Annotated in this window: 15 protein-coding genes; 5 read left to right on the top strand and 10 right to left on the bottom strand. The window is 45.3% G+C overall.

The genetic code is table 11. The annotated features are described in order from the left end of the window. The first annotated feature begins 219 nt into the window (after window positions 1-219). From carA to H6F41_RS05265, 3 genes are all read left to right on the top strand, one after another. Window positions 220-1,386, top strand: a complete 1,167-nt coding sequence (gene carA / locus H6F41_RS05275) for a glutamine-hydrolyzing carbamoyl-phosphate synthase small subunit (protein WP_242022928.1) — start codon at window positions 220-222, stop codon at window positions 1,384-1,386. A gap of 216 nt (window positions 1,387-1,602) precedes the next feature. After that, a complete protein-coding gene (bioD, locus tag H6F41_RS05270; protein ID WP_190402437.1) occupies window positions 1,603-2,295 on the top strand; it encodes a dethiobiotin synthase in 693 nt (230 codons plus the stop codon). A gap of 45 nt (window positions 2,296-2,340) precedes the next feature. Continuing rightward, complete coding sequence (locus H6F41_RS05265) at window positions 2,341-3,636, top strand: PrsW family glutamic-type intramembrane protease (RefSeq protein WP_190402436.1); 1,296 nt, start codon at window positions 2,341-2,343, stop codon at window positions 3,634-3,636. Between the two features lie 118 nt (window positions 3,637-3,754). On the opposite strand, the gene H6F41_RS05260 is transcribed toward H6F41_RS05265, so the two are convergent. The 8 genes from H6F41_RS05260 to H6F41_RS05225 form a co-directional block, all read right to left on the bottom strand. Beyond that, window positions 3,755-4,672, bottom strand: coding sequence for a histone deacetylase family protein (locus tag H6F41_RS05260; RefSeq protein WP_190402435.1), 918 nt, complete (start codon window positions 4,670-4,672; stop codon window positions 3,755-3,757). A gap of 117 nt (window positions 4,673-4,789) precedes the next feature. After that, a complete protein-coding gene (zds, locus tag H6F41_RS05255; RefSeq protein ID WP_190402434.1) occupies window positions 4,790-6,193 on the bottom strand; it encodes a 9,9'-di-cis-zeta-carotene desaturase in 1,404 nt (467 codons plus the stop codon). Window positions 6,194-6,463: 270 nt separating this feature from the next. Then, window positions 6,464-6,889, bottom strand: a complete 426-nt coding sequence (locus tag H6F41_RS05250; RefSeq protein ID WP_190402433.1) for an STAS domain-containing protein — start codon at window positions 6,887-6,889, stop codon at window positions 6,464-6,466. Between the two features lie 423 nt (window positions 6,890-7,312). Beyond that, on the bottom strand, window positions 7,313-8,650 hold the full coding sequence (gene rimO, locus H6F41_RS05245; RefSeq protein ID WP_190402432.1) for a 30S ribosomal protein S12 methylthiotransferase RimO: 1,338 nt from the start codon (window positions 8,648-8,650) through the stop codon (window positions 7,313-7,315). Window positions 8,651-8,763: 113 nt separating this feature from the next. Next, window positions 8,764-10,239 (bottom strand): phospholipase D-like domain-containing protein, encoded by a 1,476-nt coding sequence (locus tag H6F41_RS05240; RefSeq protein ID WP_190402431.1) that lies wholly within the window; start codon window positions 10,237-10,239, stop codon window positions 8,764-8,766. 81 nt (window positions 10,240-10,320) lie between these two features. After that, window positions 10,321-10,509 (bottom strand): hypothetical protein, encoded by a 189-nt coding sequence (locus H6F41_RS05235; RefSeq protein WP_190402430.1) that lies wholly within the window; start codon window positions 10,507-10,509, stop codon window positions 10,321-10,323. Window positions 10,510-10,600: 91 nt separating this feature from the next. Next, window positions 10,601-10,954, bottom strand: coding sequence for a YkgJ family cysteine cluster protein (locus H6F41_RS05230; RefSeq protein ID WP_190402429.1), 354 nt, complete (start codon window positions 10,952-10,954; stop codon window positions 10,601-10,603). 86 nt (window positions 10,955-11,040) lie between these two features. Further along, window positions 11,041-11,934: an alpha/beta fold hydrolase gene (locus H6F41_RS05225; RefSeq protein WP_190402428.1), complete on the bottom strand. Its 894-nt coding sequence runs from the start codon at window positions 11,932-11,934 to the stop codon at window positions 11,041-11,043. A gap of 94 nt (window positions 11,935-12,028) precedes the next feature. On the opposite strand from H6F41_RS05225, the gene H6F41_RS05220 reads away from it, so the two are divergent. Beyond that, the gene (locus H6F41_RS05220) at window positions 12,029-12,988 is read left to right on the top strand and encodes an asparaginase (RefSeq protein ID WP_190402427.1); all 960 of its coding nucleotides are present in this window, start codon (window positions 12,029-12,031) and stop codon (window positions 12,986-12,988) included. 24 nt (window positions 12,989-13,012) lie between these two features. Here the strand turns inward: H6F41_RS05220 and H6F41_RS05215 are convergent, their stop codons facing one another. Next, the gene (locus H6F41_RS05215) at window positions 13,013-15,052 is read right to left on the bottom strand and encodes a hypothetical protein (protein WP_190402426.1); all 2,040 of its coding nucleotides are present in this window, start codon (window positions 15,050-15,052) and stop codon (window positions 13,013-13,015) included. 53 nt (window positions 15,053-15,105) lie between these two features. Here H6F41_RS05215 and H6F41_RS05210 point away from each other — a divergent pair, with 53 nt between their 5' ends. Further along, entirely contained in the window at window positions 15,106-15,684 is a 579-nt protein-coding gene (locus H6F41_RS05210; RefSeq protein ID WP_190402425.1) for an Npun_F5749 family FMN-dependent PPOX-type flavoprotein, read from the top strand. A gap of 64 nt (window positions 15,685-15,748) precedes the next feature. Here H6F41_RS05210 and H6F41_RS05205 read toward each other — a convergent pair whose 3' ends face one another. Next, entirely contained in the window at window positions 15,749-16,156 is a 408-nt protein-coding gene (locus H6F41_RS05205; protein ID WP_190402424.1) for an EVE domain-containing protein, read from the bottom strand. Window positions 16,157-16,167 lie beyond the last annotated feature (11 nt).

Genomic DNA, 16,167 nt, shown 5'->3' with positions numbered 1-16,167 from the left:
CAATATTTTCAAAATCAGACAGATTACGTGTTAACAGAGTTGCGTCCACAAATAAGTATTTTCAAAGCTAGTGGGCAAAAACAAAATTTTGGGGATCGGAGATTTTATAGCCAAATATTCAGCAGCAAACCAATTAAGATCTAATCTTGTGACCTAGATAACGTTTAGAATACTCGCTAGTGTCCACAATGGATGTCTAACGCACGATTATTAGAAGATATGGCAACAAAGCAAGCGGCGATTTTGGTCTTGGCGGATGGTACTTGTTACCGAGGCTATGCCTTTGGCGCGTCTGGAACCGCGATCGGCGAAGTAGTATTTAATACAGGTATGACTGGTTACCAAGAGGTAATCACCGATCCTAGTTACAGAGGTCAAATAGTTACCTTTACCTGTCCTGAATTGGGTAATACTGGTGTAACTCCTGAAGATGAAGAGTCCGATCGTCCTCAAGTGCGTGGTGTAATTGCCCGTAACATTACGACATTACCGAGCAACTGGCGGTCGCGTCAGTCCTTACCCGATTACCTCAAAGCCCATAATGTTGTTGGTATTGCTGGGATCGACACTCGCGCCCTTACCCGAAAATTGCGATCGCTAGGGGCAATGAATGGCGGTATTTCCACGGAAATTCTTGATCCTGAAGCGTTACTTGCCAAGGTCAAGGCAGCCCCCTCAATGCAAGGTCAAAACCTTGCCCAAGAAGCATCCACAGATCGCATTTATGAATGGTCTGACAAAACCTTACCTGAATGGGAATTTGTGGAGGCATCACATCTCACAGGCGCATCTCTCACCGTCGTAGCGATCGACTTTGGCGTAAAGCGCAATATTCTCCGCCGCCTTGCTAGCTACGGCTGCCGTGTTATTGTTGTCCCTGCCGACACTTCCGCCGAAAAGATTTTGTCCTACAATCCCGACGGTATTTTTCTCTCCAACGGACCGGGAGATCCTGCGGCTGTTACCCAAGGCATTGAGACCGCAAAAGCTTTGCTGGAAGCAAATAAACCGATGTTTGGCATTTGTCTTGGACACCAAATTTTAGGCTTGTCCATGGGTGGCGATACCTTCAAGCTCAAGTTTGGGCATCGCGGACTAAATCAACCCGCACAAAACCAAGCTGAAAATGCCGATCGCCGCGTGGAGATCACTAGCCAAAATCATGGTTTTGCCCTGACTGGTGAATCCTTTGAGCAATCTGCGGCGATGTTGACTCACATCAATCTCAATGATAAGACCGTTGCAGGACTAGAGCATAAAACCCTGCCAATTTTCTCGGTGCAGTATCACCCCGAAGCTAGTCCCGGCCCCCATGATGCTGATTATTTGTTCGAGCGTTTTGTTAAGGCGATGCGTGAGCATAAAAACAATTTGGTTGCAGTTTAGTAGCGTTAAGTGCTGAATTAAAACCAAAACACTTTAAAAAGCGCGGCTTTGCCGCGCTTTTTAAAGTGTTAAGTCGCTAGGTATAATTAAAACCTAAAGCTCAAACCTGTGGCGCACACACAGTGTGCGCCACAGGTTTGAGTAGTTTATATTTAATTGCGATTAGCTACTTAAATGAAGTTTAAAAATAAAGTTTAAAGATTAAGTTTAAAAATAATGACGAAGCCTTTATTGATTGTTGGTAGTGATACGGGTGTGGGTAAAACTGTCTTAACAGCAGCTTTAGCCGCCTATTGGCTAACCTATCGCGATAAAACCCAACCTAGTACATCTCTGGGCATTTATAAACCATTGCAATCAGGAGAAGGCGATCGCGAATTTTATAGCCAAACTTTCTCACTGGCGCAAACCCTCGATGAGATTACGCCTTTATACTTTGAGACTCCCATAGCCCCTGCGATCGCGGCAATCAAAGAAGGTAAATCGATCGATTTGGGATTAATTTGGCGGAATTTTCTGAAGCTGCAACAACAAAAACAATGTTTGCTCGTTGAGTCCATGGGCGGATTAGGCTCACCGATTACTGATGAGTATATTGTGGCGGACTTGGCGCGAGATTGGGCTTTGGAGGCAATTTTAGTTGTGCCTGTACGCTTAGGGGCGATCTCGCAAGCGATCGCAAATGTGGCTTTGGCGAATACTCAAAAAGTAAAACTGCGAGGAATTGTGTTGGCTTGTTCGCAAGCCTATACCCCTGAAGAAATTGAAGATCTTGCACCGCCGCAGATGATTTCGCGACTTACCTCAATTCCTGTTTTGGGAATACTTCCCTATATTGACAATCTAAGCGATATTGCTAAACTTGCCCATGCTGCGGCTGAGCTAGATATTGAAAGAATTCTGATTTGAGCGGTTGCTGCGCTTTTGGTAGCACTTCACCCATAAAATGACCCTATGTCCGATCGCATTTTGCCTACCGCTTTTATCAAACAAATCTCTGCGGAGGGTTCTTCCCAAAATCGCAGGGACATTGTGACGGCTTTGGGTGAGCGATCAGTTACTTTTGGTCGTGATCCGAGTTGTGAAATTGCCATTAATCTCAAGATCTATGGCTCGGTGTCACGCCGACATGCCGAGATTCATCCTGTTTTAGGAGGGGTAATTCAGGGCTGGGAAATTTGCGATCGCAATAGCGCTAATGGCACATTTATTAACGGTCAGCGGTTGCAGGGCTGCCACATTCTACAGCATGGCGATCACATTCAACTCACCAAGGATGGCCCCCAATTTGTGTTTGAATTAGCGGCTGTACCAGCTACCGAAAATCGCTATGGCGGCTTTAAGCAACGTTCCCAATCGCAGATTACCGATATTACGCTCACGAAGTTATTACCAATCTTTTCAACAGGTAATGAGCTTTGGAAAAAAGATTATCTCCTGCCCGGAATGGCTACCGTTGGATTTGTGGTGATGATGTTTGCCTTTTTAGGGCAACCCAAATTATTCAACCTGACTATTTCTATTTACATCAGCCTCGCCGCTTACTATTTTGTCTATCGACTATGTGGCAAAAATAAGCCTTGGTGGGTAATTTTAGGCGCAGCCCTATTTACGGTAGGGATTCTCAAAAGTCCGATCCTGCAAATATTTTTCTGGTTCTTTTACCAAGTCTTGCCAGGGGCGATACCAAGGGAATCAACCAATTTCGTCAATGTGTTTATCTCCATGTTTTTTGGCGCGGGATTGATGGAGGAATTACTGAAGGCGTTACCGATTTTTGCGCTCTGGTTTGGATGCTTGGGGCTAAGCAAAAAATTGCGATCGCGATTTGGCATTACGGAACCATTGGATGGAATCTTGATCGGTGCGGCTTCCGCAGTAGGGTTTACGCTGACGGAGACATTGGGGCTATATGTGCCGAACATCATTCAAAGCGTCTCCAATCAAGCAGGCGGACTAGAAATCGCAGAATTAACAGGACTACAATTACTGATTCCCCGCGTGCTTGGTTCGGTGGCAGGACATATGGCATATAGCGGCTATTTTGGCTATTTTATCGGACTGAGCATTCTTAAACCTTCTCTCCGTTGGCAAATTCTCACCGTGGGCTATCTCAGTTCGGCATTGCTCCATGCCCTTTGGAATACAAGCGCCTTGGTGAGTTTCTGGCTATTGGCAATTGTGGGTGCAGTTTCCTACGCTTTTTTAGTAGCCGCAATTCTCAAAGCCCATAGTTTTTCGCCTAAATAAAAGAGGGAAGTGGAACCCTCATCCCCCACCCCCTTCTCCCTAGGGAAAAGGAGAGCCAAACTCATGTTTTCTTGTTCTCCTCTCCTACGGGAGAGGGGCTAGGGGTGAGGTCTGCCTGTTAGAGACGATAGTGGCGATATACCTCACTCGCCGCCCGATGTAATAGCGAATGCCGATACACTAGCGATCGCATATCTTCACAATATCCACCCCCAATAACACAGGCGACGGGAAAACCTTGCGATATGCAGGTACTCAAAACCTGCATATCACGACGATAAAGTCCTGCATCAGTGAGGGCTAACTTACCGAGACGATCACCAATATGTGGGTCTGCTCCCGCATCATACAGCACCAAATCGGGCTGAAAATCAGTTAATAAATCTGGCAAATGAGCGGCAAGAGTGCGTAAATATTCATCGTCTTCCATGCCCTCACGTAAAGGAACATCACGATCGCTAATTTGCTTCACCGATGGAAAATTAATCTGGCAATGCATGGAGAACGTAAATACATCTGGCTGAGATTGAAAAATTAAAGCCGTGCCATCACCTTGATGCACATCCAAATCAACAATTAAAACCCTTTGAACAGCGCCTTCCTGTCGCAACACTTGAGTTGCGATCGCAAGATCGTTAAAAATACAAAAACCTGAGCCATAGCTAGGAAAAGCATGATGGGTTCCTCCTGCGGTATTGCAAGCCAAACCATGGGCGAGGGCTAAACGGGCCGTGAGCAAAGTCCCACCCACCGCAATCCGAGTTCGATAGGCAAGCTCTGGAGTCCAAGGTAACCCAATCCGCCTCTGAGCTTTTGAGTCAAGAGTTCCTGTCCAATAGGCTTCTACATATGCGCGATCATGCACCGTGGCAATCGTTGCCAAGTCTGGTAGTTCTGGACAAAAAAACTGCTCTGGTCGAGCCACTCCATCCATGATCAACATCTCATGCAACAAGCGAAACTTTTCCATCGGAAACCGATTAGTGTTCGCCAGTGGTGCAACGTAATTGGGATGATAGATTAATGGTAAATCCATACATATTCTCTTATTCCCCTTTCCTGCGGGAGAGTGGTGAGGACTATCGCTGAGCCATAGCCTATTATTCTCTTATTCCCCTCTCCCTATGGGAGAGGGGCTAGGGGTGAGTGCTTACTAAGATTTCACCAACTGATGGCGCTTAATCACTTCCGCTGCACACATTTTTCCCGAAAGCGTCGCACCTTCCATACTGTCGATGTAGTCCTGCATGGTATAGCTACCTGCTAAGAAGAAGTTTTTGATAGGAGTTGCTTGCGTTGGGCGGAAAGGATCTTTGCCGGGGGCTTCACGATAGAGCGACTGCGCCAGTTTGACCACACTTGACCAAGTGACATTAAGCTTGTTGGAAGAAGGGAAAATCTCATGCACTTGAGCAATCATCTTCTCTACGATTACCTCATTACTGAGCTTGATGTAATCATCCGCAGGCGTAATCACCACCTGCAATAGCGAACCTTCTCCTTCCTTATAATAATCAGTTGGGCTAGTAATTGCGAGATCAGCGAAGGTGGAGAAATCAACGCGAGTGGCATAGAGCAAATTATCAATATCCGTCACCCAACCATCAAAGCGGAGTTGGACGGTAATAACAGGTACGGCATCGAGCTTATAGATATTGTCAAACTGTGACCATGCACGCCACTTCTCAGGAATAATCCGCTTTACTCCTGGCACATCAGTCGCACAAATATAAACATCGGCGGTGACAATTTCTTCGCCATCTTCTTTCCCAACGATAAATCCAGTCACACGAGTATCTTCGCCTTCACCTTCAAAGAGAACTTCACGAACACCACGACGCAAATGAATTTTGCCACCCTTGGATTCAATCAAGTTCACAATTGGCTTATGAAGAAATTCATCGGGTGCGCCTTCCAACATTCTCAAAATGGAAGCTTCGGTTCTGGATGCAAAGAATTGGAAGATGGTCAACATACAGCGTGCGGAAATATTTTCGCAGTCGATAAAGCCTAAACCATAGGCGATTGCATCCCACATCAGATCAAGACTTGCCTGCGAGCCTCCCATGCCCAAAAACCAATCTTTAAAACTAATGTTGTCAAGGGCGCGGATTTCTTTCATTGCGCCAACATGATCAACTAAGCCACGAATTAAAGGACTACGACCGATTGCGATCGCATTTTGAATCTTGTCCTTCAGTGGTAACTGCCCTGTGGTTACAAATGCCTTCAAGCCATGAAAGGGTGCGCCCCCAAAGTTGCGAAAATCTAAAGCTGCTTGAGATCCGCCTGGATTCACAAAAATATGTGTATGCTCCTTGAGACGGAGATGATCAAAAGCGCCCGTTTTTTTCATGAGGGCGAAGAGGTTGTAGTAGCAGCCAAAAAATACATGCAAGCCCATCTCGATATGGTTGCCATCTTTGTCTAACCAACTGCTGACTTTGCCGCCAACAAAGGGACGGGACTCAAAAAGCTCCACTTCATAGCCCTGCTCGCTGAGTTCAACCGCCGTACTCATACCCGCCAAACCCGCACCAATAATCGCTGCTTTCATGTCTTATGTTCGACCTTTATACTGTCGTTACGTTTGCTTAACATATTGTAATCTTGTTTTGGTCATAGGGGATATGGCTTGTAGTTTTTGGCACTTACAGCAAACCAAAACCAGAAGCAGAATTGCGGCGCTTTGCGCCGCAATTCTGCTTCTGGTTTTATGACAAAACTTGCTTGGCTAGTGACACAAAGCTCAGCAAGCTAAAGACTTGATCGACTTCTCTAATAATGGCTTGTATTGTTGATTGAGAAGGAGGATTGCAAATTAGGATTACAGACTTAGCACTGGAGTTGCGACAGATTGATTTGGATTAACCTGTAGATCGAAAGTATGTGTATCAGAAAAAATCGCAAACAATTGGTCAAGTCCCGAAATCTCAAATACCAAACGGACAGAAGGCTGTTGAGCACAGAGTAACAAGTTACTATTCTGTGATTTCATTATTCTCAATGCAGCTACTAGCTTCTGTAAACCATCGCTGTCAATAAAGCTGACATTTTCCATATCCACAATCAAGATTGGAACATCTTTATTGCTCATCATCATATTGGCGGCAACCCAAGATTCAATTTTAGCGAGCAACTCAGACGCTGCGAAATGATCAAATTTGCTACTACTAAGCTTGATCACAAACGCATTCTTGTTACCTAAACCTTGCTGTAAAGATAATTGGTTAACTTTAGAAATTGTATCCATTGTCTTTCCTGCTAATTTGTTTGAGATGTTGTGCTTGCTTGCGGTGATGAATTTCCAAGTGCGATAAGTAAGTTATTGTGCTTAGACAATACAGGATTAGGTCAATAAATCAACAATGTAGATCTTTATTTCTACCTTTGTGATGACACTTTGATTTTCTCTATGCCTTCAATTATTCCCTCTTTTTCAGGGCTTATAACCGTTTAGAGATATATAAAAGTTAGTAACTTACCCTTAAAAAGTTATATAAAAGTTACTAGACATCATTATTCTATAAATTTAATAAAATCAATGTATTCGCAGCTACCAAAAATTTGCTACGCTGCTACTTTAGCCGAGCAATAGCCAGCATATAAGTGGCGGCGTTTCACTGCCACTTATATGCTGGTTTTTAAATTAAGAAAAGTTTCTCTAGGATTCTGTTTAAACAATCTCACCAAATAAGTCGTAATGGTCAGCCGCAGTTATTTTCACAGAAAACATAGAACCGAGAGTCGCTTTACCTAATGGATCGCGCACATAGACAACCCCATCAACATCAGGGGCGAATCTGGCGGAACGACCAATTAATTCACCAGTGTTAGGATTTTCCTGCTCAATTAGGACATCAACGGTTTTGCCAATTTCCAACTGGTTTCTTTTATAGGAAATTTCCTGTTGCGCTGCCATGATCCGATCGCGACGCTCTTGTTTTACTTCTTCAGGCAATTGGTTCGGCAGGTCAAAGGCAGGTGTACCTTCTTCTGCTGAGAAGGTAAATACACCAACATGATCAAATTCGTGGCGTTTGACAAATTCTAATAAATGCTCAAACTGCTCTTCGGTTTCGCCCGGAAAACCGACAATAAAGGTGGTGCGAGCGATCGCATCGGGCAGTGATGCCTTGAGTTGTTCCATGATTTTGTCATTGATTCGTCCCTGCCAAGGTCGATTCATGGCTCTCAGCACATCAGGATGGGAGTGTTGCAAGGGTAGATCAAGATAAGGAACAACATTGGGGGTGGACTTCATCGCATTAATCACCTTGGGAGTGAGTCCTGTGGGATAGGCGTAATGCATCCTGATCCAAGGTACATCAACCTGTCCAAGGGCAGTTAATAGCTCTGCAAGGCGAGGTTGCCCATAAATATCTAAACCATAGTTAGTGGTGATTTGAGAAATCAAAATAATTTCCTTGACCCCTTCACTGGCTAATCGTTCGCATTCCGCCACGATGGACTCAATCGTGCGGGATCTCTGATCGCCGCGTAGGTGGGGAATGATGCAAAATGCACAGCGATAGTCACAACCCTCGGCAACACGAACATAGGCAACTGCCTCATTGGTGGTGCGATAGCGCGGTACGGTGTCATCGGCAATATAGGTGGGAACTTGGGTAACTTCAGTAACCCGTTCGCCTGTTTCGGCACGTTCGATCACATCAACAATTTTTTGATAGTCGCCAGTACCAACAAGGGCAACTGCTTCAGGAATTTCATCTAGTAATTCTTGCTGAAAATGTTGTGCCATGCATCCAGCAATGACGATCCGTTTGCCCATTTCGGCAAGTTCAACTAAGGTTCGTACCGACTCGCGGCGAGCGTCTTCAATAAAGCTACAGGTATTGACGATTACATAGTCTGCTAATTCTTCGTTGCTATCGACTTGATAACCTGCTTGCACGAGCAGCCCTAACATGTGTTCCGTATCGACGCGGTTCTTTTCACAACCCAAGTGAGAAAATGCGATCGTGGGTTTGACGGGTTGAACCAGATTGACCATATTTGTAGTTGATGCAGTATTGACGCACAGAATTTCAGAGATTCTAGCTTAACAAAACTTCAGGCATTGCGATCGCAATAATTCTAATTAAATAGCTTAGCCAAAGTTACTGCTCACGATTCTGTATCTTCAGGAGTAGGTTCAGATTTGGATCTTGTCGCGCAGCCTTTCGCTGTTTCTTTCACTAATTTGGCGGTTGGGCCAAAGGTGGCATTAGCATACAGGCGATCATATTCCCTTTGATAATGGGCAGCCACGAGATCATTTTGAATCGCCACCACAACTTCATCGTTGGTATAGTTCGCCGCACCTGACCAGTTGTGCGAACCTGTTAACACTAAATTGCGATCGAGAATTGCAAATTTGTGATGCAGTGTATCCCCTTTTACAAGATTAGGAATGCCCACAGTATTGATCGGCTTCTGCCATGCGTTATTTATCCCTTTTTTACAGGATTGATCAGACCGTAAGCCCCACATATTTAGGGTCGCAGAGTAATCTCGATAGGCAAATTGAGGCTCAATTAATGCGCGAATTTGAATATTTTGTTGTTGCCGATCTTCTAGAATCGTCGAAATATATTGATCGGTATAAACAAATAAAGCCATATCGACAGTCTTTTTTGTACCTGCGATCGCAGTGGCAATCATGCCACTACTAGTTTGCTCTAGGGGTGTTTGCTTAGGATCAGGCGAAAACTTAATCCGAATTTGCGCCCCATCCACAATCAGATAATCGATTTTCCGTGACTGCTTTTGGTTACCAAATAAACTATCTGACTTACCATTGGGGCCATCTCCCCACATTAGCTCAAACTCTTTTTTAAATCTTTGCGCCAAGTCTGGGCTGTCAATCCGCAATAGATTATTAGCATTCCCCCTAGTATCAGGTCTAGTGAAGTCACCATGGATATCGCTCATGGTCAGATTGGCCGACCCAAACAGCACTAACCGATCATCGACCACCATAAATTTATGGTGCATCAGCCCACTGCCCTTCGAGCCATCCGCAGTATCATCAACCCAAGGCACATTTGTGGCTTTAATCAGCCGCAACCCATCGCGACGGTCTAGTTCATCATCACTTAACTGACCGTCGTTATTAATATCCGCAAATTTTTGAAATTCTTGGTGACGTTCACGATCTCGGGGATTTAGGTCGTTAATTTGCTGCGGTGTAAACTCACTCCAAGCTTTGCTGTAATTATTTTCTAAAATTAATCGAACCTTGATTCCCCTCAACTTGGCATCGACAATTGCTCTAGAGATATTGGGTAAACGCAGCTCTTGGACAGCAATATCAATACTGGTCTTAGCCTGATTGATGTTATCAACCCAAACTCGCTCTAGGTCATCACCGAATCGCTCAATGTTGCGATAGGGGTCGGTGTAACGTGCTGCTTGATTGTGGTTAAAAAAAACTTGTACTTTGGGGTGCTGTGGCAAAGGGTCTAAAGTCGTAGATTTCTGCTGGCAAGCATTCACCGCGACCGCCGCTATTCCCGTTGCAACACAAAGCAGCGCCCAAGAAATTGATTGGCGCATTTGCGATCGCAGGTCACGTCGTCGCTGGCAGGTCAAAGAACCCATATGTGCAATGCTGAAGATTATGCAAATCTAGTTTACAGGTTTATTTAAGATCATTGCTTGAAGCAAATCCACTTAAATTCCCTAACTAATTTGCTGCACTTGACCTTTATCAACAGCTTGCATCAGATATTCCAAAGCCTCGTAATCATTGTCAGTGATGTAACCTTGAGCCGAAAGCTCGCGATTAATCATGTTTTCTAGTTCAGGGGTAAGACGCTTGACGAGCAATGCACGACTTACCAAGTTCTTGATAACGCTTCTATCATTCATGGATGTCTCCCAAATAGATACCTCTATGAGTCTAAGCATCCTGTAAAACTTGTGATATTGGTGTGACTAATATCGCCCCGCCCTAGTGATCTCAATCACAACCCACTGCTTGCTGAAATCTTAGTAACTCTAGGGAGCGATCGCCATAGATTGACTCAATATGTTCTTCACAACATGCGATCGCAAATTCATCAAGATCCTCTGGCTCAATCGCAAACATGTCGTAAAACGTTTCAGGCTCAACTCGGCAAAATCGGGGACGTTGCTCGTAGATACCACATTTGCGATTGAGGTGATCAAAATTGATGCACCAGCCATCATTCCCGACCATGCTCAAATATTGCCGCAATTCATCAGGAGTGAGGTATTCTTCGAGGTCGGGACGCTCGCTAGGGTTGAGATTGCAGCAAGCTCCACAGCCGCTAATACATTGCCAAGTTGCCATTTTCACAAAGTTCTGATTATACAGTTTTTGCAGTTCCTGCCAAACATCGTTTTTTTGGAAGCCCGCCGCAGGCGGGCTTCCAAAAATTAAATCAATGCGTACCAATCACGAATTAATTGGTTAACTAACTCTGGACGTTCATCATGGGGGCAATGTCCAGCATTAATGTAATGCTCCGTCAAAGTTGGGTAAAACTCACGAAACTTTGCCCCTCTGGCACGGGAATTCATCCAAGGATCGCCTTCTCCCCAAATCACCAATAGCGGACAACTCATCACCTGTAATAATTCATCCACCTTTTTGCCTTGGGGCGTACTGAATACAGAGGCAAATACCTGCGGCGCACCTTGATCACAGGATGGACGATAAATTTCTTCGACGAGTTGATCGGTCACTGCCGACTGATCCAAATACACTTTTTGCAGAGTGCTACGGATGCGAGACTTTTGGCGCACAAAGCTAAACAGTAATTGATTTGCCCAAGGCTGCCGCAAAACACCCTGTAAAGTTTTGGAAATCGCTTTCTGCACAGGGTTTACTTTTTTCGCCCCTAAAGGATTGGTATCGGTAAATGGGCCTGCACTATTGAGTAAGACGATGCCTGCCACCGATTGCGGATAGTCTGCTGCCACGCACAATGAGGAATACCCACCAAGGGAATTGCCCGCAATCACCGCAGGTCGTTGAATTTTTTCAGTAATAAAATCATGGAGCTGATCGCGCCAAAGATTGCCGCTATATTGCCAATCGGGTTTTTGCGATCGACCAAAACCCAGCAAATCGATCGCGTATACTTCAAAGTCTTGGCTGAGTTCAGCAATATTTTTGCGCCAATGATCGGTGGATGCCCCAAAGCCATGCACTAACAGCAATGGTGGACGCTGCGTATTCGTCCCCGCCTTCACAAAATAGACTTTTTGTTCCCGCCAGAGCCAATACTCGCCTGCAATCGGTGCGGTACTTGCTGATACTGTCTGCATAGTTTAATTAATTCAAATACACAACTGTTACATATCTTCACATAGATCTCTAACTTAAAGTAGGATCATAGTGGCGATCCTCAAGCAGTACATTATGAATCTTGGCAAGCGCAACCGTTTTTCTGCAAACAAAATTACCGTGCAATTGCTCCGCGAAGGCATAGTTGAATCGGTACATTCTTGCCAAGCTGCGGTAGTTGATACCAGAGGTCGGGTTTTGTCGGCGGCAGGAGATCCCCAGACAACTACCTTTGCCCGTTCTTGTCTCAAACCAATTCAAGCTTTGCCTGTTTCGATTACTGGCGCACAGGAGCGCTTTAATCTTTCAGAAACCGATCTCGCCATCATTTGTGGATCGCATCAAGGCACAATTGCCCAAGCCAGACAGGTTTTTAGTATTCTCTGGCGTTGTGATGTTGAGCCGAGTGCGTTGCAATGTCCCGTTCCCGAATGTCAAAAAAGTCCACTGCAACATAACTGCTCAGGTAAGCACGCAGGAATGATCGCCATCTGTAAACAACAGGGTTGGCAAATCTCCTCCTATCTGGATCGGCAGCATCCTGTTCAGCAACTAGCGCTCAACACCATGGCAGATTTGTTGCAAATGCCTGCGGCGGAATTTATCTGCGCCCATGATGATTGTGGCGTTCCCACCTATCTCTTGGAAATTAGTCAATTAGCAAGACTCTATGCTCTGCTGTCTGCCCACGATCAATTGCATTTAGAACGGATCACCCGTGCGATGACTAGACATCCTGATATGGTCTCTGGTGATGGTCAGTTTGATACGGAGTTGATGCGTCTCACTAATGGTGCAGTTGTTAGCAAATCAGGGGCTGAAGGGGTGCAATGTATGGGGCGCATTGGGGAAGGTTTGGGTCTGGCGATTAAAGTGATGGATGGCTCGAAGCGAGCGAAGACTGCGGTTTCGATCCATTTGTTAAAACAATTGGGCTGGATTAGTCCCACCGTTGCTCAAACCCTAGAGGAATCTTTTCTATCCATTGGCAAATACAGCCGTCTGGAGGCAGTTGGCGATTTATCTTTAGCCTGAGGGCTTAAGCCCCTTGTTCTATTTCTATGCGGTGGCGCTAATCTCAATTAGAGGAAGGAGTACGCCATTTTGGAGTTGTCCATTGGTATTGAGTTCACTGTGGCAGAGATAGATCTGCTCTTGGGTGCGATCGAGTAAGTCCCTGAGCAATCTTTGTAAACGTTGCATATCAACATCGCGTTGGTTTTCGATTGTCCATAATCCGCCATGCCAATTCTTGAGAAATAGCGGCGCAGCAAATAGAGCCGCCGAGCCACCCTGTAGCCATAATTCTGAACTGGCATCGAGCCAAAATTGCCAACGATGCGATAGTCTCGCCATGCGGTATTGAAAAATTGTGGCAAGCACAACACTATCTTCAGGCAGATTGGGTGCATAGGGATTAGCCGCGACTGTACCTTGGCGAATTAGTTGAATGAAGTTTTCTAAGATCATCGATTCGTCTCGCTCTAAATGAGGATCAAGGCGATATCCGAGTTGCCAATAATGTTGCGCTGTCTCAATTAGCGACTGTAAGGTGGATGTATGCTCATAACTGAGTTTGCGTGGTTTAAAGAAATGCTGAATTGCGCGATCAATGCATAGAAGTGGGGCATCTTTAGGAGATTGATCTTTGAGCCATTGTCTTAACTGCTCATAGGCTTGAGTGGCTTCATAGCCGAGACGATTCCATTGATTGTAGGTTTCGGCTTCTAGTAGTTGAGGATTTTCGGGATGTCTTACAAAGCAATAGTCAGCTAACATGCCTGCGCGGACTGGATCGATCGCATCCGTGAGGACTACTAACATTTCGGCAATATGATCGCGGCTCACTAGTTGCCCAAGGTTGGGATAGACCAAGGTTAGCAACGTAATTAGCGATCGCACTTTTGCTGAATAGGATAATGGGCGTTGATCGTTGAGGGGGGTGATGTTGATGTTTTTCTTGCGGAGAATTTCCGCGATCGCATATTGAGCAATGTTGTCTAATCCAGGGGCAATAATCGCGATTTCATTGGCTTTAATATCATTTGCAATCGCAGATTCAATTGTCTCAGCAACATTGCGAAATAGTTTTGCCCTCGAAACTGATTCAATGGAATGTACTGAGTCGTAAGGTTCCTTCCATTGCAAAATTGGCTCACTCACAACCTCTAACACCGATTGAGCAATTTGTGCGCCTAGGGTATCCGTTGCCTTGGGTAAGCTAACAACTTTGCATTCTGTTTTGATTTCTTGCCAATATTCAGGATCAGCACCTAGCCCTAATCTTGCTGCCCCATCAGGATTGAAGGTAAATAGTCCTTGAGCATCATGTGCTAGTAAGAACTTACACAGGTCACAGGTGATTGCTGGCATCTCGTCGGCGCGATCGACGATGACATAGCGATATCTCTGCTTTAGTTTCCGTTGATAGGTTGGATGGGGCTGTAAGTGATGGGTGAATAAATCGGTAATAATGCCATAGGTAAGTAAGCCCTTTTCCCAGCAATAGGCTCGCCATTCCTGCAAGGCTTCACCAATTTCCTGCCATTGATCTGAGCTACTGCCTACAAGGTTGGGATCTGTTGAATCAATCGGATTAATTTCAATGCCAGCATTCAGAATGGCAGGGATTTCTAGAATATCCCGCCCTGCATAGGCAGACAATAGGAAGAGATCTAATAGTCGTCTGACTAGGCGTTCCCGACCAATTCCTTCCATTTGTAAAGTGCCACTGTCAAGGCGATCTTTCCAAAGCTTAGCTGCTAATTCCTGTTCATTCTCGATTCTTAGTGACAAGGGAAACTGAGCTTTAAAATCTAGTTTATTGACTAGCAAAGTCCAAAATAGGCGCACTTCATTTTGGCAAAAGCTGATTGGCGTTACCGATGTAATCGGATATTTTCCATGGGTTGCTAGCATTAAGCGATTGCTGAGGTTGCGGCGCTGCTGAGCATCGACAGCAAAGACTAAAACTCTTTGGGATGCGGCTTGCGGATTAAACTGATGGGCAAAATCCATTTCTGCCCAATCACAAAACTGCTGCACAATCTGCTCAGTTTTGCCACTATGCGTACCACCTTCAATCCACAAATTCGCCATAAAACCGTCTAGAATTGGTTTGCGCTCAGCGCGACTATATTCTAAGTGTTTTTATGTGGCGATCGCACCTAGCTCGAAGTTTACACCAGCATCGTAATCAACCTGAAGCAAGGTTTTTACAATTAGCCACCGTGGGCTTAGATGGTCGTCCCCGTAATCGCACGGTCGTATTTCGCGGGTTTATCGAAAACTGCGATCGCTATCAAGATTGCCTCAAAATCGTGACTGACGCACGTAGTCAAAAAGTCGCCCAAATTGCGGTCAATCCTTGGGCAGAGATAGGCTGGTATTTCCCAAAAACGCGATCGCAGTTTCGGATTTCAGGCAAATTGATCCTGATCGATCATCAGAATTTGGACGATGAGTTACAAAAATTGCGATCGCAGTCGTGGCAAGCGCTCTCAGATTCAGCAAGGGTGCAATTCGCATGGGCGCATCCACGGGAGGTCAGGGTGGGGGATATCGGTGATGGCAACTTGCCCGACGCGCTGCAACCAATCTCTGATTTTTGTTTGCTATTGCTAGAGCCAACGGAAGTTGATCGTTTAGAGCTAAGGGGTAATCCTCAAAACCGTTGGTTATACACACGCGATCCGCAACACAATTGGCATGAGCAGGAAGTCAATCCTTAGTCTCATGGCGCAATGCGGTACTCGCCAGAGAATTAAAAGCGGTGCTTTTAATTCTCTGGATTTTCTACAATTCCGCAAGTTGTAAGATTTTTTGCCAATGCGCCTCAGAAACAGGCACAACCGATAAGCGACTAATCCGAATTAAGTCAAACCCCTCAAAATCAGGATCTTGTTTAATCTGGGCAAGGGTTACAGGTTGAGCTAACGATCGCACTGCCTGCACGTCAACTACCGCCCGTTTTGGGTCATCCAAGGCTGGGTCAACATAGGGCAAACTCACCACTTCCGCGATCCCCATCGCCCGACGCTCATCACCTGTGTGATAGATCAAAGCCAAGTCCTTAGGTTGCATCGTGCGGATATGCTTGAGCGCCAGATTATTATTCACCCCATCCCAAATCGTTTTGCGATCGCGTTCTAGATCCGCGTATGAATATACATGGGGTTCACTCTTGAGAAGCCAATAAGCCATTGTTAAATATA

This window comes from Pseudanabaena mucicola FACHB-723 (assembly GCF_014696385.1).
In the GTDB taxonomy this organism is placed as follows: domain Bacteria; phylum Cyanobacteriota; class Cyanobacteriia; order Pseudanabaenales; family Pseudanabaenaceae; genus Pseudanabaena.
This window is presented reverse-complemented; position numbering and strand designations above follow the sequence as displayed.